Source organism: Rodentibacter sp. Ppn85, from assembly GCF_001999335.1.
Classification (GTDB): domain Bacteria; phylum Pseudomonadota; class Gammaproteobacteria; order Enterobacterales; family Pasteurellaceae; genus Rodentibacter.
Map to the genome: position 1 here is coordinate 39,499 of NZ_MLHS01000002.1, position 20,969 is coordinate 60,467.

General features: G+C 40.3%; 23 protein-coding genes. 10 read left to right on the forward strand and 13 right to left on the reverse strand.

What is annotated here, in order from left to right:
• Nucleotides 1-63: 63 nt before the first annotated feature.
• Nucleotides 64-723 carry a uracil-DNA glycosylase gene (ung, locus tag BKL51_RS00275; RefSeq protein WP_077464772.1) on the reverse strand — a complete coding sequence of 220 codons (660 nt, stop codon included), beginning with the start codon at nt 721-723 and terminating at the stop codon, nt 64-66.
• 247 nt (nt 724-970) lie between these two features.
• On the opposite strand from ung, the gene grcA reads away from it, so the two are divergent.
• From grcA to era, 5 genes are all read left to right on the forward strand, one after another.
• Nucleotides 971-1,354 (forward strand): autonomous glycyl radical cofactor GrcA, encoded by a 384-nt coding sequence (gene grcA / locus BKL51_RS00280; RefSeq protein ID WP_077464773.1) that lies wholly within the window; start codon nt 971-973, stop codon nt 1,352-1,354.
• A 151-nt stretch (nt 1,355-1,505) separates the two neighbouring features.
• On the forward strand, nt 1,506-3,302 hold the full coding sequence (gene lepA / locus BKL51_RS00285; RefSeq protein WP_077464774.1) for a translation elongation factor 4: 1,797 nt from the start codon (nt 1,506-1,508) through the stop codon (nt 3,300-3,302).
• A gap of 8 nt (nt 3,303-3,310) precedes the next feature.
• Nucleotides 3,311-4,360 (forward strand): signal peptidase I, encoded by a 1,050-nt coding sequence (gene lepB / locus BKL51_RS00290; protein ID WP_077464775.1) that lies wholly within the window; start codon nt 3,311-3,313, stop codon nt 4,358-4,360.
• Nucleotide 4,361: 1 nt separating this feature from the next.
• On the forward strand, nt 4,362-5,036 hold the full coding sequence (gene rnc / locus BKL51_RS00295) for a ribonuclease III (protein ID WP_077464822.1): 675 nt from the start codon (nt 4,362-4,364) through the stop codon (nt 5,034-5,036).
• Nucleotides 5,033-5,941, forward strand: a complete 909-nt coding sequence (gene era / locus BKL51_RS00300; RefSeq protein WP_077464776.1) for a GTPase Era — start codon at nt 5,033-5,035, stop codon at nt 5,939-5,941. Before rnc ends, era begins: the two co-directional genes overlap by 4 nt.
• 103 nt (nt 5,942-6,044) lie before the next feature.
• On the opposite strand, the gene BKL51_RS00305 is transcribed toward era, so the two are convergent.
• The 12 genes from BKL51_RS00305 to radC all read right to left on the reverse strand — a co-directional run bounded on the left by BKL51_RS00305 (nt 6,045) and on the right by radC (nt 17,471).
• Nucleotides 6,045-7,253: an NAD(P)/FAD-dependent oxidoreductase gene (locus tag BKL51_RS00305; RefSeq protein ID WP_077464777.1), complete on the reverse strand. Its 1,209-nt coding sequence runs from the start codon at nt 7,251-7,253 to the stop codon at nt 6,045-6,047.
• Entirely contained in the window at nt 7,250-8,305 is a 1,056-nt protein-coding gene (gene nrfF / locus BKL51_RS00310; RefSeq protein ID WP_077464778.1) for a heme lyase NrfEFG subunit NrfF, read from the reverse strand. The genes BKL51_RS00305 and nrfF overlap by 4 nt, the downstream gene beginning before the upstream one ends.
• The gene (locus BKL51_RS00315) at nt 8,302-8,832 is read right to left on the reverse strand and encodes a DsbE family thiol:disulfide interchange protein (RefSeq protein ID WP_077464779.1); all 531 of its coding nucleotides are present in this window, start codon (nt 8,830-8,832) and stop codon (nt 8,302-8,304) included. Before BKL51_RS00315 ends, nrfF begins: the two co-directional genes overlap by 4 nt.
• Nucleotides 8,832-10,739: a heme lyase NrfEFG subunit NrfE gene (nrfE, locus tag BKL51_RS00320; RefSeq protein WP_077464823.1), complete on the reverse strand. Its 1,908-nt coding sequence runs from the start codon at nt 10,737-10,739 to the stop codon at nt 8,832-8,834. Before nrfE ends, BKL51_RS00315 begins: the two co-directional genes overlap by 1 nt.
• 88 nt (nt 10,740-10,827) lie before the next feature.
• The gene (gene nrfD, locus BKL51_RS00325) at nt 10,828-11,793 is read right to left on the reverse strand and encodes a cytochrome c nitrite reductase subunit NrfD (RefSeq protein ID WP_077464780.1); all 966 of its coding nucleotides are present in this window, start codon (nt 11,791-11,793) and stop codon (nt 10,828-10,830) included.
• Nucleotides 11,790-12,467 (reverse strand): cytochrome c nitrite reductase Fe-S protein, encoded by a 678-nt coding sequence (gene nrfC / locus BKL51_RS00330; RefSeq protein ID WP_077464781.1) that lies wholly within the window; start codon nt 12,465-12,467, stop codon nt 11,790-11,792. The genes nrfD and nrfC overlap by 4 nt, the downstream gene beginning before the upstream one ends.
• The gene (gene nrfB, locus BKL51_RS00335; RefSeq protein ID WP_077464782.1) at nt 12,464-13,102 is read right to left on the reverse strand and encodes a cytochrome c nitrite reductase pentaheme subunit; all 639 of its coding nucleotides are present in this window, start codon (nt 13,100-13,102) and stop codon (nt 12,464-12,466) included. The genes nrfC and nrfB overlap by 4 nt, the downstream gene beginning before the upstream one ends.
• A 65-nt stretch (nt 13,103-13,167) precedes the next feature.
• On the reverse strand, nt 13,168-14,691 hold the full coding sequence (gene nrfA, locus BKL51_RS00340) for an ammonia-forming nitrite reductase cytochrome c552 subunit (RefSeq protein ID WP_077464783.1): 1,524 nt from the start codon (nt 14,689-14,691) through the stop codon (nt 13,168-13,170).
• A gap of 594 nt (nt 14,692-15,285) precedes the next feature.
• Nucleotides 15,286-16,101, reverse strand: coding sequence for a DNA-formamidopyrimidine glycosylase (gene mutM, locus BKL51_RS00345; RefSeq protein ID WP_077464784.1), 816 nt, complete (start codon nt 16,099-16,101; stop codon nt 15,286-15,288).
• Between the two features lie 71 nt (nt 16,102-16,172).
• Nucleotides 16,173-16,343 (reverse strand): 50S ribosomal protein L33, encoded by a 171-nt coding sequence (rpmG, locus tag BKL51_RS00350; RefSeq protein WP_005613503.1) that lies wholly within the window; start codon nt 16,341-16,343, stop codon nt 16,173-16,175.
• 16 nt (nt 16,344-16,359) lie between these two features.
• Nucleotides 16,360-16,596 (reverse strand): 50S ribosomal protein L28, encoded by a 237-nt coding sequence (gene rpmB / locus BKL51_RS00355; RefSeq protein WP_005542826.1) that lies wholly within the window; start codon nt 16,594-16,596, stop codon nt 16,360-16,362.
• A gap of 212 nt (nt 16,597-16,808) precedes the next feature.
• Nucleotides 16,809-17,471: a DNA repair protein RadC gene (gene radC, locus BKL51_RS00360; protein WP_077464785.1), complete on the reverse strand. Its 663-nt coding sequence runs from the start codon at nt 17,469-17,471 to the stop codon at nt 16,809-16,811.
• Between the two features lie 175 nt (nt 17,472-17,646).
• On the opposite strand from radC, the gene coaBC reads away from it, so the two are divergent.
• Genes coaBC through crp form a run of 5 tightly spaced genes read left to right on the forward strand, consistent with a single transcriptional unit; the run spans nt 17,647 to nt 20,945 of the window.
• Nucleotides 17,647-18,849 carry a bifunctional phosphopantothenoylcysteine decarboxylase/phosphopantothenate--cysteine ligase CoaBC gene (gene coaBC, locus BKL51_RS00365; RefSeq protein ID WP_077464786.1) on the forward strand — a complete coding sequence of 401 codons (1,203 nt, stop codon included), beginning with the start codon at nt 17,647-17,649 and terminating at the stop codon, nt 18,847-18,849.
• Nucleotides 18,850-18,898: 49 nt separating this feature from the next.
• On the forward strand, nt 18,899-19,354 hold the full coding sequence (gene dut / locus BKL51_RS00370; RefSeq protein WP_077464787.1) for a dUTP diphosphatase: 456 nt from the start codon (nt 18,899-18,901) through the stop codon (nt 19,352-19,354).
• Nucleotides 19,355-19,357: 3 nt separating this feature from the next.
• On the forward strand, nt 19,358-20,014 hold the full coding sequence (slmA, locus tag BKL51_RS00375; protein WP_077464788.1) for a nucleoid occlusion factor SlmA: 657 nt from the start codon (nt 19,358-19,360) through the stop codon (nt 20,012-20,014).
• Between the two features lie 21 nt (nt 20,015-20,035).
• Nucleotides 20,036-20,254, forward strand: a complete 219-nt coding sequence (locus BKL51_RS00380) for a YheU family protein (RefSeq protein ID WP_077464789.1) — start codon at nt 20,036-20,038, stop codon at nt 20,252-20,254.
• Nucleotides 20,255-20,273: 19 nt separating this feature from the next.
• Nucleotides 20,274-20,945 (forward strand): cAMP-activated global transcriptional regulator CRP, encoded by a 672-nt coding sequence (gene crp, locus BKL51_RS00385; RefSeq protein ID WP_077464790.1) that lies wholly within the window; start codon nt 20,274-20,276, stop codon nt 20,943-20,945.
• Nucleotides 20,946-20,969 lie beyond the last annotated feature (24 nt).

Here is a 20,969-nt window from a genome sequence, read left to right on the forward strand (position 1 = left end):
ATTAGAATTTACTAGTGAATCGCTAAATGTCTCTATAAAAAACCATGAAAAATTGACCGCACTTTAAATTTGCCAGTTAATTTCTTTTATCCCGTTTTCCCTCAGATAAGCATTTGTTTTGGAAAAATGTCGGCAACCTAAAAAGCCTCGGTGTGCTGAAAGGGGAGACGGGTGAGGCGCGGTAAGAACCAGATGGCGAGTGCGATCAATCATGTTACCTTTTTTCTGGGCATGGCTACCCCAGAGCAAAAAAACTAAATTTTTACGATATTTATTCAGTGCCTCAATAACGCGATCGGTAAAGGTTTCCCAATTTAAATTTGCATGTGAATGGGCAAGTCCCCGCTCAACGGTTAATACGGTATTGAGCAATAACACACCTTGTTCCGACCATTTCACCAAATAACCGTGGGAAGGCATTTGAAAACCGGGAATATCTTGGGTTAATTCTTTATAGATATTCACGAGGGACGGAGGTATTGCCACCTCCGGCTTGACTGAAAACGCAAGCCCGTGCGCTTGATTTGGGCCGTGGTAAGGATCTTGCCCTAAAATGACCACTTTGACATCTTCAAATGCGGTGTATTTAAACGCGTTAAACACTTCATCTTGCGGAGGATAAACGGTTTTTCCGCTTTGTCTAGCAAGGTGAACTTGTTTTAATGTGTTTTGAAAATAAGGTTGCTCTTTTTCTTTGCCGATTACATCTGTCCATGTTTTCATCATCGAATCCTCTTCAAATTGAGTTGTAGCATTATAAACTAAGTTATAATCTATGGAACGAGATAATTTGCTGGTGAAGTGTTAATTAAAGTTTGTCAATAAATTATGCTACAAGAAAATTTTTTGATCTCACTAAAAATTTGCAAAAAGCTGCTTATTCTTAATTAAAAGAATTTGATGTATTAAAATTTTTTGATAAAATTTGCACAGTTTTGTGATTATACCCATACCAACTTAGGAGTCTATTATGATTAAAGGTATTCAAATTACCCAAGCAGCGAATGACAATTTACTCAACTCATTCTGGTTGTTAGATAGCGAGACGAATGAGGCCCGTTGCCTATGTGCAAAAGGTGATTTCAAGGAAGATCAAGTTATTGCGGTAAGCGAACTTGGTCAAATCGAATACCGTGAATTACCGGTAAACGTTGCGCCGACTGTAAAAGTGGAAGGCGGCCAACATTTAAACGTGAACGTGTTACGCCGCGAAACATTAGAAGATGCGGTAAACAACCCGGATAAATATCCACAACTAACAATCCGTGTTTCCGGTTACGCAGTACGTTTCAACTCCTTAACTCCGGAACAACAACGCGATGTAATTACCCGTACTTTCACTGAAAGTCTGTAATTTATTTAAAGATTAAACAGAAACCCCGATTTTGTCGGGGTTTTTTAATAAATCAAAAATCAACCGCACTTTTTCTCTTCTAGCGGTTTTTGTGGTTTTCAGGTACAATCCGCCAGTTAAATTTGATGATTTTTGAGAAAACCAAGCTTTTATGAAGAATATTCGTAACTTTTCTATTATTGCCCATATTGACCATGGTAAATCAACCCTTTCCGATCGTTTGATTCAAACCTGTGGCGGTCTTTCAGATCGTGAAATGGAAGCACAAGTATTGGATTCAATGGATCTTGAACGTGAGCGCGGTATCACTATTAAAGCTCAAAGCGTAACTTTAAATTATAAAGCTAAAGATGGCGAAACCTATCAATTAAACTTTATTGATACCCCGGGACACGTGGATTTCTCGTATGAAGTTTCCCGTTCCCTTGCAGCTTGTGAAGGCGCGTTGTTAGTGGTGGATGCCGGGCAAGGGGTAGAAGCACAAACTTTAGCGAACTGCTATACCGCAATTGAAATGGATCTGGAGGTTGTGCCGATTTTAAATAAAATTGATTTACCTGCCGCAGATCCTGAGAGGGTTGCCGAAGAAATTGAAGATATTGTGGGGATTGACGCGATGGAAGCGGTGCGTTGTTCCGCAAAAACCGGGCAGGGCATTGAAGATGTACTAGAAGAAATTGTGGCGAAAATCCCTGCACCTGAGGGCGATCCGAATGCGCCGTTACAAGCCCTGATTATTGACTCTTGGTTTGACAACTATCTTGGCGTGGTTTCGTTAGTACGGATAAAAAACGGCGTATTACGAAAAGGCGATAAAATTAAAGTGATGTCTACAGGTCAAGCTTATAATGTGGATCGCCTTGGTATTTTCACACCAAAGCAAGTGGACACGACGGTATTAAATTGTGGCGAAGTAGGTTGGGTCGTTTGTGCGATTAAAGATATTTTAGGCGCACCGGTGGGGGATACACTAACTCATCAGCATAACCCTGCAAGTAGTGTTTTACCCGGCTTTAAAAAAGTCAAACCTCAAGTTTACGCTGGTTTGTTCCCTGTCAGCTCGGACGATTATGAGGCGTTTCGTGATGCGCTAGGTAAACTAAGTCTGAATGATGCCTCATTATTCTATGAACCGGAAAATTCAACCGCACTTGGTTTTGGTTTCCGTTGCGGTTTCTTGGGACTTCTTCATATGGAGATCATTCAAGAACGCTTAGAACGAGAGTATGATCTGGATTTAATTACTACGGCACCCACGGTAATTTATGAAGTGGAAATGACCAATGGCGAAGTGGTGTATGTGGATAGTCCGGCTAAATTACCGCCGCTTAATAATATTTCCGAAATTCGTGAACCGATTGCAGAATGTAATATGCTCGTGCCGCAAGAATACTTAGGAAACGTTATTACGTTATGTGTGGAAAAACGTGGTGTGCAAACCAATATGGTCTATCACGGTAATCAAATTGCATTGACTTATGAAATCCCAATGGGCGAAGTCGTGCTGGATTTCTTCGATCGTCTAAAATCAACCTCTCGCGGTTATGCCTCGCTGGATTATGGTTTTAAACGTTTCCAAGCGGCGGATATGGTGCGTGTCGATATTATGATCAATGGTGAGCGTGTGGATGCGTTAGCGTTAATTGTACACAAAGATAATGCACAATATCGTGGTCGTGAATTGGTGGAAAAAATGCGTGAGCTGATTCCTCGTCAACAATTTGATATTGCCATTCAAGCTGCTATTGGTAATCACATTATTGCACGTTCAACGGTGAAACAATTACGTAAAAATGTTTTAGCGAAGTGTTATGGTGGTGATGTTAGCCGCAAGAAAAAACTTTTACAGAAACAAAAAGAAGGTAAAAAACGAATGAAATCCTTAGGTAATGTAGAAGTACCGCAAGAGGCATTTTTAGCAATTTTACACGTAGGTAAAGATAAATAAGGAAAGCTATGTCGAATTTATTTTTCATCATTTTACTGGTAGTTGGTTTTGGTATTTGGAAAGGCTTGGATTATCTTCAGTTACCGAATACCTTCAGCATTTTATTGTTGATTTTGACAACGGTTTCAGGCGTATTATGGTGTTATCATCGTTTTGTTGTTGCGCCGAAACGCCGGCGTAAAATTGCACGTGCAGAGCAGCGTTCCGGTCAGGCATTAACTGATGAGGAAAAAGCAAAAATCGAGCCTATTTCAGAAGGTTCGGAGTTTTTGTCTTCATTGTTCCCTGTACTTGCTGTGGTTTTCTTTATACGTTCGTTTTTATTTGAACCCTTCCAAATCCCTTCCGGTTCAATGGAGTCGACATTGCGTGTAGGCGATTTTCTGGTGGTAAATAAATATGCTTATGGCGTCAAAGACCCTATTTTTCAAAATACGATTATTGCCGGTGAAAAACCGCAACGCGGTGATGTCATCGTATTTAAAGCGCCGGAACAAGCTTTACTCCATACCGGATTGGGCGCAACCCGTGCGGCTTATGCGGAAAATTTGGCATTAACCTCAAAAAATAATATGTCCGGCGTGGATTATATTAAACGTATTGTAGGGCAAGGCGGAGACCGCGTGATTTTCGATATGGATCAAAAAACATTGAAGATTGTGTATGGTAAAGAAGGTAAACCTTGCGAAGTAAATTGTGAAAGTAAAGCGTTTGAATATAGTCAAAATCCAACTAATCCGGCATTTCCAAATGAATTGGAGTTGACAGAAAAAGGTGATGCGGTACATAACGTGTTGATCAGTCCCTATCGCCGTTATGCCGGTCCGGAATTTTTTACCCAAGAGGGTAACCCGACCGCAGAATGGGTTGTACCGGAAGGACAATATTTTGTCATGGGTGATCATCGCGATCACAGTGATGACAGCCGTTTTTGGGGATTTGTTCCGGAAAAAAATATTGTCGGTAAAGCTACTTATATTTGGATGAGCCTGGAAAAAGAACCAAACGAATGGCCGACAGGTTTGCGTTTTGAACGTTTCTTTACAGCAATTAAATAAGATGAATCATTTAGATAGATTAGAGCGAGAAATCGGCTACCAATTTAACGATATATCGCTCTTAAAATTGGCACTAACACATCGAAGTGCTGCGACAAAACACAATGAACGCCTAGAGTTTTTGGGTGATTCTATTCTCAATTTTACTATTGCAGAAGCCTTGTATCATCAATTTCCTCGTTGTAACGAAGGTGAATTGAGTCGTATGCGTGCGACCTTAGTAAGGGAAAAAACGCTGGCAATGTTAGCGCGCCAGTTTGAACTGGGGGAATATATGTCGCTTGGTTCCGGTGAGTTAAAGAGCGGCGGTTTTCGCCGTGAATCCACTCTTGCGGACTGTATGGAAGCCATTATTGGAGCAATGTCATTGGATCAAGGTATTATTCTCACGACGCAAGTGATTCGAACTTGGTATCAATCCCTATTGGCAGAAATCAAACCGGGTGATAATCAAAAAGACGCGAAAACCCGCCTACAGGAATATTTGCAAGGTAAAGGGCTGGCATTACCAAGTTATAAAGTCATTAATATTCAAGGTGACCCCCATTGCCAGACTTTCACCGTTGAATGTAAAGTGAAAAATGTGAATAAAATTTTTGTGGCGAAAGGTTCGAGCCGTCGTAAAGCGGAGCAAGCGGCCGCCGAACAAGTTTTAAAAGAATTGGATATAAAATGACCGAACAATTTGACAAAACCTATTGCGGCTTTATTGCCATTGTAGGGCGCCCGAATGTGGGTAAATCAACGCTCTTAAATAAAATTTTAGGGCAAAAAATTTCTATTACATCACGCAAAGCACAAACTACCCGTCATCGCATTGTGGGGATAAAAACCGAAGGGGAATACCAAGAGATTTATGTGGATACCCCGGGGCTTCACATTGAAGAAAAACGTGCTATCAATCGTTTAATGAACCGAGCGGCAAGTAGTGCTATCGGTGATGTGGATCTTATCATTTTTGTGGTGGACGGCACTCATTGGAATGCCGATGATGAAATGGTGTTAAACAAACTTCGCAACGCGAAGGCACCGGTGGTATTGGCGATTAACAAGGTGGATAACATCAAAAATAAAGATGATTTATTGCCGTTTATCACTGAATTAAGCAGTAAATTTGATTTTGCTCATATCGTACCGATTTCTGCACAACGTGGTAATAATGTTGATGAACTTGAAAAAATTGTACGAACCTCCTTACGTGAAGGTATGCATCATTTTCCTGAAGATTATGTAACGGATCGCTCGCAACGTTTTATGGCATCGGAAATTATCCGTGAAAAATTAATGCGTTTTACCGGCGAAGAACTGCCTTATTCGGTCACCGTTGAAATTGAACAATTTAAACTCAATGAACGTGGCACTTATGAAATCAACGGATTGATTTTGGTTGAACGTGAAGGGCAAAAGAAAATGGTGATTGGCGCACAAGGGAAAAAAATTAAAACCATTGGTATGGAGGCCCGTGCGGATATGGAACGTTTGTTTGATAACAAAGTCCATCTCGAGCTTTGGGTAAAAGTGAAGTCCGGTTGGGCGGATGATGAACGTGCATTACGTAGCTTAGGCTATATGGACGAATAAAAGTGCGGTTCGTTTTCCGCAAGTTTTATCATGTAGAAAGCCAAGGTGAATCCTTGGCTTTTTGCTTGAAAATGAAGTAAAAAATAACCGCACTTAAAAAGGATTAATCCTCACTTCCAATTCCTAAGGCACAAGCATAAGCGGAGCTCCATGCCCATTGGAAATTATAACCGCCAAGACAACCGACAACATCCAATACTTCACCGATAAAATATAGTCCTTTTATTTGCTGACTTTCCATAGTTTTGGAAGAAATATGATGAGTGTCCACCCCACCCATGGTGACTTCCGCCGTACGATAACCTTCCGTTCCATTTGGTACAAATTGCCAATGATGAACTAAATCCAGCAGATTTTTTAACCGCTCTTTGTTGAGGTTAGCGATCGCTTCATCTTGAATAAACCCTTGTTCGAGCCAAAGCTCGACTAATTTTTTCGGCAGTAATCGCGTCAGCACGGTTTTTAGCATGAGTTTTGGCGATTGTTGCTTAGTTTGACAGATCTCTTCTTGCAAATTGTGTGCCGGTAATAAATCAATTTCCACACTTTCGTTAGACTGCCAATAATTAGAAATTTGTAATACGGCAGGGCCGGAAATACCACGATGAGTGAAAAGTAACTGATTGTGAAAAGACTTTCCGCATGTTGCTGTGATAGTGACTGGTAGACTAATGCCTGAAAGTGCGGTCAAAAATCGATCTGTTTCCCGATAAGTGAAAGGCACAAGGCCGGCTCGTGGAGAAACTACCGGAATATCAAATTGTTCGGCAATCCGGTAACCCAAAGGCGTTGCTCCAAGTCCGGGCATTGAAAGTCCACCGGTTGCGATAACCAAATTTCTACATTGCCATTGAGCTGAATTTGTCTGCAAAATGAACCGCACTTTCTCATCATTTTCAACCCGTTCGACCTGTGATATTTCATTGCGTAAGTGTATCTTTACTTGATATTTCTTACATTCGCTTGCCAACATTTCTACAATATTTTCCGCTCCTTCATCACAAAAAAGCTGTCCAAGCTCTTTTTCATGATAAGCAATGCCGTATTCTGCCACTAAAGTAATAAAATCCCAGTTGGTATAGCGGGCAAGAGCGGATTTTACAAAATGCGGATTCTGTGAAAGATAGTGTGCGGCTGTAACTTCAAGATTTGTGAAATTACAGAACCCACCGCCGGACATTAAGATTTTTCTTCCGATTTTTTTACCATTATCCAGCACAACCACTTCTTTGCCTAATTTTCCTAATTGTGCCGCACAAAATAAGCCGGAAGCACCGGCACCGATAATAAGGGTTTCGGAATAATGGTTCACTGTGCTTGTCCTCGGTCTAAAAATTCTAACATCTTCATTCGTTGAATCACCATGCGGCGATCAACAGCTGCATTACCGGTATCTAATAATTGTTGTAAATAATTTTTTGCTTGTGAATAATTACCTTGTTCAAGTTCAATCGTAGCCAGCAAAGAAATACTCGAAATTTCTTTTTTATCCTGTTCCAGGGCTTGTGTTAAAAGTTGCTGAATTTCGGGCGTAAGCCGCTGACCTGCTTGATAATAAAGTGCGGTAGCTTTTAAGCCTAAAATATTAGGTTTGCTGCCCGATAATTTTTCGGCATTTGCATAGGCAATTAGGGCATGGCCAAACTCATTATTTTGTACATAAGCTTCGCCGAGTTGAAGCCATGCCTCGTCGTTATTCGGATTTGCACGTAATTTATCTTGGATTTTACTAATCACATCTTCTTTTTTGTGAAAGTCCGCCATTTCAATTTGCTTGTTATGTTGGGAAATCATCGCCTGTTCGCCTTCTTGTAAGCGTGAAAAACGATCAAGGGATAAATAATAGCTAACTGGAATGGCTATGAGTAAAGCAAAAATACAAAGCGTGATTTTGCCATTGCTCTTTTGCGGAGAATGCGTATTTTGCTCGAATTGCTCAAGGTTGTTGAATGCCGAAAGGGAAGTATTATGCTCAAGCCGAGAAGTTCTTTGTCGGGAATACCAAATCAACCCGACGGCTAAAATAAGTAATCCTATCGGTAATAGCCATAATAATGCTGTATTCCATTGGAAAGGCGGTTTGTAATTAACAAAATCACCGAATCTTGCCGTCATTGTGTCGATAATTTGCTGATTTGTTTTGCCTTCATTCACCATATTATAGACTTCAATCCGCAAGTCATAAGCTATGGGTGAATTGGATTCTACCAAGTTTTGATTTTGGCATTGCGGGCAACGTAAAGATTTCGCCAGTTGCACGGCTCGGCTGCGATCCGCCTGGTTTTTGAATTGATAGGTATCCACAATTTCAGCTTGGGCAAACAAGCTGAATAGCAATAAAAGTGCGGTTAAAAAATTTCTCATTTTTTCATTAATTCTTGAATTTTCGGTACAAAAATGTTTTCCCAGGTTTCAGGTTCAAGTAATCCTGAATGGCGATAACGAATCACGCCATGCATATCCACCAAATAAGTTTCCGGTGCGCCGTCCACGCCTAGTTTTAGAGCAAGCTCGCCGTGGCTGTCATCAATCGTGAGAAGAAAGGGATTTCCCATTCTTTTGAGCATTTCACGCCCATTTTGTGGGTTGTCTCGATAATTAATGCCGATGATTGGTATGGTTTTGGCTATATTCATTAATAGCGGATGTTCTTCTTTGCAATAGCCGCACCAACTGCCCCAAACATTCAATAAAAACGGTTGCTTCGGAAAATTTTTGGGGCTGATTCTTTGCGAGGGATCAAGTAAATCTACCTGATAAAATTCCGGTACGGGTTTATCAATTAGCGCAGAGGCGATTTTTTTCGGATCTTGATTTAGTCCGGCAATTAATAAAATACATACCGCTAAAAGCAGCAAGAGCGGTGTAAAAAAGAGCAGTTTTTTCTTCATTATTTTTCCCGTTTTCGACACGAAGTCAGCGTACTAAAAAATGCGCCCAATGCCATTAAAATTCCCCCGGCCCAAAGCCAACGAATAAGCGGTTTGTGATGTAGGCGGAAGGTAAATTCGCCTTTGCCGAGAGCGTCGCCCATGACGATATATAAATCACCCCAAAAATTGCCGTTTAAACCGACTTCACTCATGGTCATGGTGCGAACATCGTAATAACGGCGTTCGGGAACAATTGTTGCATAAACTTTACCGTTTTCGGTAACATCGAAAACAGCGACTTCGGCGGTGAAATTCGGGCCGATTTCATTCGAAAATTGACGGTAATAAAATTCATATTCTCCTAGTTTTTGGCTTTGTTGCGGTGCAAGACGAACACCAATTTCACTACCGAAATAACTGCTTGTTACCGCCCCCATCGTTGCAATGGCGACACCGCAATGGGCAACAATCATACCTAGCTGAGTTAAACGAACTTTACGCCAATTTTGCCATAAGGTAGCAAAGAAAAGCCAGATAGCAAGACTTAATAATAAGAAAGCAAAGCTGTGAAAAGTGAGCGTATCATTATTGTGAATTTGCTGCCAAATTATTAAGGCGGATAGTCCGAAAGAGGGGATGAGCAGTAATAAACAACGTGCGAAAAAAGCACGATCAAATTTTGATTGGCGTAATGCGAGGGAAACGACCATGGCAATGAGCATCCCCATTAAAATTGGTAAGAAAATGCTGTTGAAATAGGGGCTGCCGACAGAAATAGATCCCCAATTCATGGCTTGAAACAGCATAGGATAGAATGTGCCTAAAAAGGTGGAAACAATCGCTATCGTTAATAGAATATTGAATAATAAAATACCACCGGTTTTAGAAATTAGCCGGAATTTGACCGCACTTTGCGTATTGTTGCTTGCACGGAAGGCAAATAATCCAAAAGCAAATAGCGTGAGTAAAAAGAAAATCAATAACAGTATATAACCACGGGTGTTATCCAAGGCAAAGGCATGAACTGAAGTGAGTGCACCGGAGCGTACAATAAATGTTCCCAGTATGCTGAAGGCGAAAGCAAGAAGGGAAAACAGGGTTGTCCAGTAATTAAACGCGCCTTGTTTTTCGGTGATGATTAAACTATGCAGCAAGCCAAGCCCTACTAACCATGGCATAAGTGAGGCATTTTCCACCGGATCCCAAAACCACCATCCTCCCCAACCCAGCTCGTAATATGCCCACCAAGCACCCAATACAATACCAAGTGTGAGAAATAACCAAGAAAACAATATCCAGCCACGCATTTTATAGGCAATTTGTTTGACAGGCAGGTTATAAATCAGCGCGGATAGCGTCATTGCAAAATTCACTGCAAAGCCCACATAACCAATATACAGCAATGGCGGGTGAAAAATTAATCCCACATCTTGAAGCATTGGATTGAGATCCCGCCCTTCCATTGGTGCGGGAAAAATACGCCCAAAGGGATTAGAATAAAATAGAATAAAAACGGCAAATCCTAAGCAAATTAAACCGAGTAAGGAGAGCGTTTGCGTGGAAAAAGTGCGGTCATTTTTTCGGTTGAAAATAGCAAAAGCGGCAAGCCATAAACTTAATGAAAATAACCAGAACAGCATGGATCCTTCGTGTCCTCCCCACGTGGCGGCAACTTTGAAGAATGTCGGTAGCTGGGAATTGGAGTGCGCTGCCACATATTCAAGCGTGAAATCGTCCACGGCAAAAGAATAGGCGAGAATGATAATGGAGATGAGCGTTGATAGGGTAAAAATATAGCTTAACCACCAAGCGGAATTAATTAACGTTGAATTTTTTTTGAGTAAGCCGATTTGTGGCAGCAATGCAAGGAACAAAGCACTGATAGTGGCAACTAAAAGAGAAAGGAAACCAAGTTCTGGGAGCATAATAAAATTTATTTTTAAATGATTAAAATAGGGTTTCAAAAAAGAAAGGCGCATATTAATACGCCTTTCTCTATAAAACAACTATTACCTAAGCAACTGTTAACTGTCCCGCATACAAAATAAAGTATCGCAGACAGAGTACACCGATTAAGTCAAAAACCGATACTAGAATGATAAAGTTACGGTTATATTTGAGTCGCTCGGGAGCAACCATATTTGCAATTAACGGTATGAAAATTCCGATAAAGAATACACCAATCCAGAATATCATTCCCCAAAATCCGGAAAGAGCATTGTGAAGTGCAACTGTTTTTTGCCCACCACCAAAATGTAATCCCACAAAGAAACATACTAATAAACCAAGTTCGGTGACCATGATAGGTACTTCAAATTTATGGATAAAGTGAGATTCGTGAGAATCACCTTTCAATTTACCGGCAATTAGGATAATTAAAAATGTTGCCGCAATACCGGATGAGGTTCCCGATGCGAGGAATAATGTTGGTAAAACGGGGTTATTCAGCATTGGATAACTAATTAGGGCGGAAAGTAAGAAACCGGTATAAGCGCCTAATACTGCAGCCAATATGAATAAAAGCACTTCCACCGGATTGGTTAAACGTTCTGCAAAGTTAATTAGTTTCATCACAAATTTTAGTTTTGGCATAAAGCGATGGATGAGTGCTTCAATTTCATTTTTGAATATCGCCACTCCCCATAATACCAAGAACAGCATATAAATTTGGAAGAGCATAACCCCCATAGACATGACAGAATCAAACTGATAGTTGAACATCAATTTCCAGAATGTCCAAGGACGTGCCAAGTGGAAAATTAACAGTGTTAAGCCGATTAATGTTGGTACCGAACCTAAAATCACACCGGCACGAACAATCCAGTTTTGGCTTGGATTTTCCAATTTATTACTACGTTTAAATGCAACGGCTAATTGCACTGCGCCAGATGAGATCCCGAGTAAAAACAAATAGATCGCAATGGTCGAATCCCACACTAAATTTGGTGTGTGGAACGGAACTGGATAATCTAACGTCATCTTCTAGGCTCCCCATGTTGGAATGGAATATGGTAAAGATTTGGTTGTGTACCTAATTCCACTTTTGTGCGATAAACCGGTTTTTCTTTCACCTTACGCGCGACTTCGCTGGTCGGATCGTTCATATCGCCAAAGGTTAATGCTTTTGTCGGACAAGCTTCTACACAGGCAGGTTGTTTACCATTGGCTAAATTAGTGTCACGACAGAAGTTACATTTATCTGCGGTTAAATGTTCCGGATGAATGAAACGCACGCGATACGGACAAACTGCAATACAATATTGGCAGCCTACACATAAATCTTTATGCACATCTACAATACCGGTTTCTTTATCAACGAACGACGCCCCGGTTGGACAAACCGCCACGCAGGGCGCATTTGTGCAGTGTTGGCAAGATTGACGGAAAAACTCATATTTCTGGTTTGGAAATTCGCCATAAGGTTTGCTGCGCAAAATTTCCAAACGAGATACGCCTTGTGGCACCTGGTTGACATCACGGCAAGCATCCATACAGGCCGTACAGCCAATGCAAGCTGTTTCATCATGCACCATTGCGTAACGTTTAGTTTTATCCGCCTTCCCTTCTTTTGCTAAAGAAGTTAAGGATGTTCCCGTCATAAGGATCACAGCCCCCATGCCGGAAACAAAGTTTCGGCGTGAGCAAGTTGTCATTGTTTATCCTTTTGTTCGGTTGATTTTTCTTGTTCGGCTTGGCGTTTTTGTTGTTCACTATGACAGTCAACACAAAGCTTTACACGCTGTTTTGGTTCAATACCTTTCATGGCATCATCTTTAGGATGAAGTGTGTGGCAGCTGGCACAAGGTAATTTCATCGCGTGAACGTCGTGAGCCCAAAGTTTTTCACGTAATTTATCAGGTTGGTGGCAGGCAAAACAGATTTGATTTTGTTCTTGCACGGAATACATCGGTTTTTTCTGACCAAAAATATCGCCTTCGAAACGCATTACATCTTTTGCACCACGGCGGTGATTTTCAGTGATATTACCGTGACAGCTTACGCAGGTGATCGGTTTACCGTTGTTTGGATTTTTTTGGTTTAAGTGCGCACCATGGAATTTCCCAAAGTGTAGTTCACCCCCTGATTGATCCAATGTTTGATTTTTGTCTACTTTGTCAAATTTATGACATTTCGCACAATATTGATTTGGATCACGTTGGTTGTCTAATTGCGGTTCATAATTTAGTGCGGAATCCGCTTGTGCATGGGTAATCACTGGTGTTGCTGCAGCAAACACAAGAAATACTGCGGCTTTTGCCATATTGCGAATAAAAGAAGTTAAATTCATTTTGGAACCTCAAATTTATTATGGAAAACGACCGCACTTTTAGCACAAAAGTGCGGTAACTTTTCTTACTGTTTTGTTATGGTATCTTCAGCTAATTTGCCGTTGGCTTTTGCTTCTTTTTCCCATTGAGGCACAACTGTTTTTAAGAATTCTTCTTTTGCTTGACGTTCTTTTTCAATATCAATACCCATCACTTTCCAAGCTTTTTCCGCTGTAGAAATATCAGGGATTTCAATCGGTGTTTTTACGCCGTGTTTGGTTAAGATAACGGCAAGTTTAGTACGTGCGTCAGCAGCTTTATCTAAACCGGAACCTAGTACGCTAAGCATTACATCCGGCGCGTGCATATGACCACCGTGGCTTGCTGCCGAGTAGTCCCAACGCCATTGTGCGTGACGGATATCCATTAATGCAGGTTCCATTTCTTCTTTGGTCGCACCGGCATCCCAAGCAGCTTTCGCTTCAAAGTGTGCTTTAACCACTTGATCTTCTAAGCGTCCCATAATGTCTTTGACTTCTTTTTTACGTGAAGCCACGATATCTTGAAGTTTTTCTTTGCTTTGATCGTGACAGTTTGCACAAGTTGAGTTAAAGGCATCGAATGGATTTTGAATTTGGTGATCGGTGTAAACTTTACCGTCTTTATCTTGTACTTTTGGCATATGGCAGTCGACACAGGTCACACCGTTTTTACCGTGCATCCCTAAAGACCAAATTTCAAAGTCCGGATGCTGTGCTTTCAACATTGGTGCTTTGGAAAGAGAGTGTGTCCAATCGCTGAAACCAATATCATCGTAGTATTTTTCAATGTCATCGACTGTTTGACCGTTATTCCAAGGGAAGGTCACTTGTTTTATATCGCCTGCAAAGTAGTACTCAACATGGCAGTTTGCACATATTTCCGCACGTTGTTCTGTGCGTGCTGCGGTGTTGAAACTAAGGTTCGCTTGCTCTTTTCCTTCCGCTTTTGCCTTGGCCTGTAAAGCATTGTTGAGGTGATCGAAAGCACGTAAAACATGTGGGCGTGCAATACGCAATGCCGGTTTTCCTTCTGCAAAATCTTTAGAGGTTGTATCGTGACAATCTGCACAACCTATTGAGTTCACTACTTCAGGTCCGCCTTTTGCCCATTTCGCATTAAAGTAACCTTCTTCGCCCCATTCAGCAATTAAACGAGGAACATCAGGGCCTTTACATGTCCAACATGCCATAGGCTGAGGACCGTCATTGGCAGTTTTTGGCGCACCGGTACGCAAAATATTACGTACATCTTGAACTGCGTAAGCGTGACCGCGTGGTGCGTTATATTCTTTAGCGAAAGCATATCCGCCCCAAAGAACGATCAAACGCGGATCTTCTTCAACGGCATAAATTAATTTGTCGCCTTTCTCTGTCGCTTTCCAAGATTGGAATTGTTTTGGATATTTTTCTGCGAATTTTTCATTCACAGCTTCAATTTTTAAGTTGGGATTTGGAGCTTCAACCGGTTGTTCAACAGGTTTATAGACCATTTCTGCCATTGCTGAATTGTAGGTACCTAAAGTTGCGAAAGAAATTGCCAAGATTAGGCTTTTTCTCAATGCTTTCATAATAATCACTCCATAAAAAATAAGGAAAGTAAAATAGCATTAAATGCGAACCATTATTGATAAGCTGTTGAAATAACTTAAAAAAACAGGGTTCATGCAATTGTAACAATAACAAAAGTTCGATGATTTTCTAGAACGATTTGAGGAAAAACTGTTTTAGATCAAAGTAACAATAAAAAATACCTCTAAATGAGTAATGGTTTAATGTGGTTAAGATGAGGACTTAGAGACAGAGAAAACGGAGATCTATTTGATTATAAATAATATAAATAGTCTGCTTATCTAAATGATTCTTTTATTTTTTTGTAATATTCACTACACAAAAACTATTAATGTGAGCCCTGTTTTATTATTTAATAATTTCTTTTGAAAAATGCGTTGATTATTAAATAAAATTATTCTTTCACAGACAAAAAGATTGAGTTTTCCATAGACGACAGCCTTCATAAGATTCCTTACTTTTTGCAATGAAGCAGCAGTATAAATACAAAGGAACTTTTGTGATCCGGTTTTAATCTTACAGTGGCGGATTTTTACGAAAAACTTTAAATTTAAAGCCCGCTTTAAATCGGGCTTTGAAATAGTAATAAGAGTTTATTTTTTCTTCTGGCAGTGTGGACAAATATAACTATTGCGTTGCCCAATAATTAAACTTTCAATTTTTGTACCGCACTTTGGACAAGGTTTGTCTTTGTTACCATATACTAATAATTCTTGGGCGAAGTAGCCGGGGCGGCCATCCGGTTGTAAAAAATCTTTGAGTGTTGTTCCACCCTGTTGTATTGATTTTGTTAACACGGATTTGATTGTGTTCACTAATAATATGCATTGTTTTCGGGTGAGATTTGCAGTCACTTTTTGTGGATGTAATCCGCATAAAAATAAACTTTCATTGGCATAAATATTGCCGACACCGACAACGACGGCATTATCCATTAAGAAGGTTTTAAGTGCGGTCAGTTTTTTACGAGATTTTTTGAAGAGGTATTCGGCGTTAAACTCATCGGAGAGCGGTTCAGGCCCGAGTTTCAAGAAAAGATGAAATTCGTCAAGATTTTCAGTCCACAGCCATGCGCCAAAACGGCGGGGATCGTTATAGCGTAATAATTTCCCGTTATTCATGATAATATCCACGTGATCGTGTTTATCAATGGGGCTGTCGTGTGGCACAATTCGAACTGAACCGGACATACCTAAATGCCCGATGATGTAGCCTTGTTCTGTATGGATAATAAGATACTTTGCTCGACGTGAGAGTTCTAGAATTTTCACATTGGTTAGTTCTATTAATTCAGGTGAAACTGCCCAACGTAATTTGGGTTGGCGAACGGTTATTTTTTCAATAGTAAAACCTGTTAAATAGGGGCTTATACCCCGTAGGGCAGTTTCAACTTCAGGTAATTCCGGCATAATTGAGCTCTCTAATGAATTTTTTGTACAAAAAAACCCGAGCGATGTCGGGTTTTTTCAAATCGGCAAAATTATTTGATTTTTGCTTCTTTATAGATAACGTGTTTACGTACTACCGGATCAAATTTTTTGATTTCCATTTTTTCAGGCATGTTACGTTTGTTTTTATCGGTTGTGTAGAAGTGCCCGGTCTCTGCAGTAGAAACTAAACGGATTTTCTCACGAGCGCCTTTCGCTGCCATGTCTTAGCTCCTTTTATTAGATTTTTTCGCCACGAGCACGGATTTCAGCTAACACTGCATCAATGCCTTTTTTATCAATAATACGCATACCTTTTGCTGTTAAGCGCAAAGTTACGAAACGGTTTTCACTTTCAACCCAAAAACGGTGAGTGTGAAGGTTTGGAAGAAAACGACGACGTGTCGCATTCATTGCATGTGAGCGGTTATTACCCACAGCCGGACGCTTGCCTGTTACTTGACAAACTCTAGACATAATAATCTCCAATAATTAAATATAAGCTCGAGCTTACGGTTCGGATTGCTCTAAATCTGGCTTGACCAGATTTGCTGCCTCGTCAGGTCGCGCAAATCCGACCCGCTTACTATATTAAAGGTGGCAGATTATACTGACTTTATTTCTATTTCTCAAGCATAAATACGATTTTCCTAAGGGACCGGAGAAAAAATCGGTGGTTTTTATGAGAATTAAAGAAAATTATGTTCAGCAAAGGAATAACAATCGTCTTTTCCCACAATGAAATGATCAAGAACACGAATTTCCATTAATTCTGCCGCCTCACAAATTCTTTGTGTGACGAGTTGATCCGCATGACTGGGTTCTGTTACCCCCGAAGGATGGTTATGTACTAAAATGAGCGCGGCAGCATTGCAATAAAGCGCCTCTTTGATTATTTCTCGCGGATACACGTTTGCGACATTAATTGTGCCTAAAAACAACCGCTCTTTTTTTATGAGTCTGTGTTGATTGTCTAAAAATAACGCCATAAAAATTTCACGTTCTTCGTGTTGTAATTCAATTCTTAAATAGAGTTTGACTGTTTCCGGGTCGGTAAAAATTTGTGCATGAAACATTTCTTGTTTAAGGTAACGTTTGGTCATTTCGGTAGTAGCTTGAAGTTGAATAAATTGCGTAATACCTAAACCTTTCATTGCACAAAAAGAAATTTGATCGGCAGAAAGTAGTGCGCGAAGCGAACCAAAATGCTCAATGACTTGTTTTGAAAGTTGCATAACGGGGCAACCTTTTATACCGGTACGTAAGAAAATTGCTAAGAGTTCTTGGTCTGAAAGAGCGGCGACTCCATATTTTAATAACTTTTCGCGCGGCATAAGTTGGTCAATTTCCATTGTTTTACCTTATATCAATAAAAATCTTTCAGATTTTGACCGCTCTTGTATGATTTGGCTATTTAGGCGTGTAAATACTGCGTAGTGGATCGCGAAAATAAAATTTTTTATTCAACTAAATTGAAGTAAAATACGCAAATTGTGGTTAACCACTAACAAATTAAATGGAGAGGAAATGAAGCTAAGCGGAAAACGTATTGTTGTGGGAATAACCGGAGGAGTCGCAGCCTATAAAACCATTGAATTTATTCGCTTATTACGTAAAGCTGAGGCTGAAGTTCGTGTGGTATTGACACCCGCTGCCGCGGAATTTGTTACACCACTGACCTTACAAGCTATTTCTGGTAATGCCGTCGCACAATCTTTACTTGACCCGCAGGCGGAACTTGCTATGGGGCATATTGAGCTTGCAAAATGGGCTGATGTCGTGGTAGTTGCGCCGGCTAGTGCGGATTTTATTGCTCGTTTTACAGTGGGGATGGCAAATGATTTGCTTTCTACAATTTGTTTGGCAACCGATGCACCGATTTTTCTTGCACCGGCTATGAATCAACAAATGTTCCGCCAACAAATCACCCAACAAAATTTGACCGCACTTCAAGCGAGAGGCGTACAGATGATAGGCCCAAATAGCGGTTTTCAGGCTTGTGGTGATATGGGCGCAGGGCGGATGTCGGAACCGATGGAAATATTTACGGCACTTTCGGTTTTTTTCACGCAAAGCCAAGATTTACAAGGGCTAAATGTGGTGATTACCGCAGGCCCCACTCGAGAAGCCATTGATCCGGTGCGTTATATTTCCAATCATAGTTCCGGAAAAATGGGCTTTGCTATAGCAGAAAGTTTTGCGAAACGCGGCGCGAATGTCACATTAATTGCCGGTCCTGTAAGTTTACCGACACCGAATAATGTGACACGTATTGATGTTATATCGGCAAAAGAAATGTGGCAAGTTGCCCTTGAAAATGCGGTTAAAAATCAGATTTTTATTGGCTGTGCGGCAGTGGCTGATTATCGTGTTGCCGATATTGCCGAGCAAAAAATTAAAAAATCTGCTGAGGAAATGTCGCTTAAGTTAGTTAAAAATCTGGATATTATTGCTGATGTAGGGCATTTAACGAAAAATCGTCCTTTTACTGTGGGATTTGCAGCGGAAACACAAAATCTTGCTGACTATGCGAAGGAGAAACTAAAACGTAAAAATTTAGATATGATTTGTGCGAATGATGTATCGGACGGGCAAGTGTTTAATGCGGATGACAATGCTTTACAACTTTTTTGGAAAGCTGGGGGGACAACCCTTTCTTTTAAATCGAAAACCGAACTTGCAGCCGATTTAGTTAATGAGATCGTTAAACAATATCAAAAAATATTATAATTTTTGACCGCACTTTATGTAAGAAATAGAATTTCAAACGGAGTATAAAATGAAAAAAATTGATGTAAAAATTTTAGATCAACGTATTGGAAAAGAATTTCCTTTACCTACTTACGCCACAGCAGGCTCTGCCGGTCTGGATTTGCGGGCGTTAATTGATGAAGGTTTTGAAATTCAACCGAATGAAACAAGATTGATTCCGACTGGCTTATCCGTCTATATTGCAGATCCGAATCTAGCCGCGATTATTTTACCACGTTCCGGTTTAGGACATAAACATGGAATCGTGTTAGGAAATTTAGTGGGATTGATTGATTCGGATTATCAAGGTCCGTTGATGGTTTCCATGTGGAATCGAGGTTCTGAACCTTTTAAAATTGAAATCGGCGATCGTATTGCACAGTTAGTATTTGTTCCCGTGGTGCAGGCGGAATTTAATCTTGTACAGGACTTTCAGCAAACCGAGCGTGGTGAAGGCGGTTTTGGACATTCAGGCAAACAGTAACCTATGATAGAAGAACAGTTATCTTTATCCGGTGTAGATGAAATTGCACCGGAGGTAAAAATACCGAAAATTGAAAAACGTACAGTGAAAGAGCGCCGTCAGCAAGTATTAACGGTATTAACCCATATGTTACATTCTGAACGAGGAATGGAGCGTATGACCACTGCTCGTCTGGCACAGGAAGTTGGTGTGTCGGAGGCGGCACTCTATCGTTATTTCCCTAGTAAAACAAAAATATTTGAAGCGTTGATTGAAAATATTGAAAGTAATTTATTGAGCCGAATCAATGCTTCTATGCGTAATGAAACCAATACACTGAATCGCGTACATGATATTTTACAGATGATTTTGGATTTTGCCCGTAAAAATCCCGGTTTCACACGCATTTTAACTGGGCATGCGTTAATGTTTGAAGATGCGGAATTACAGGCGCGCGTAGCAATGTTTTTTGATCGCCTTGAAATGCAATTTGTGAATATTCTACAAATGCGCAAATTACGGGAAGGAAAGGGATTTACAGTAGATATTCGTATTATTGCCGCACATTTAGTGACCTTATGCGAGGGGCAGTTTATGCGTTATGTTCGAACGAATTTCCGCGTAACATCAAACCAATCTTTTGAACAACAATGGCTTTTTATTGAGCCTTTGTTTGCCTAATTGACTTTCTTAAGGAAATATATGATTATTCCATGGCAGAGCTTGGAATCCGAAACCCTTGATAATATTGTTGAAAGTGTCATATTACGCGAGGGCACCGATTACGGAGCGGAAGAAATTCCATTTGCACGTAAAAAAGAACAATTATTAGAAAAAATCCGTAATGGAAGTGCGGTCGTTATCTGGTCAGAATTACATGAATCCATTGATATAAAAGATAAAATGGAGTTTTTGAAGTAGAAATTGGTAAGGAGTCAATATGTCAAATTACATTGATGCTGATATTGAAGCGGAACAATTGCAAGCTGAGCATTCTGTAAGAGATCCTGCTTTAGATTGGTTTTTGACACATTGCCATTTACATAAATACCCGGCGAAATCAACTTTAATTTATGCCGGAGAAGAGGCAACTACGCTTTATTATGTAATTAAAGGTACTGTGATGGTTTCAGCAAAAGATGATGAAGGCAAAGAGATGATTTTAACTTATCTAGGTGCAGGTGAGTTTTTTGGTGAAGCAGGTTTGTTTGATGAGGGATCAAAACGTTCGGCTTGGGTAAAAACCAAAACTCCTTGCGAAATTGCTGAAGTTTCTTATAAAAAATATCGTCAGTTGATCCAAATTAATCCTGAGATTTTAATGTTTTTAACTGCGCAATTAGCACGTCGGGTGCAGAATACTTCTCGCCAAGTAAGTAATTTGGCATTTTTGGATGTTGCCGGACGTATTGCACAAACGCTGATTAATCTTGCCAAACAACCTGAGGCAATGACTCATCCGGATGGTATGCAAATTAAAATTACCCGCCAAGAAATAGGCCAAATGGTCGGTTGTTCTCGTGAAACGGTGGGGCGTATCATTAAAATGCTAGAAGATCAAAATTTGATTTATGCCCATGGTAAAACTATTGTTGTTTATGGCGTAAGATAATGGATAAAAACCACTGAAAAGTGG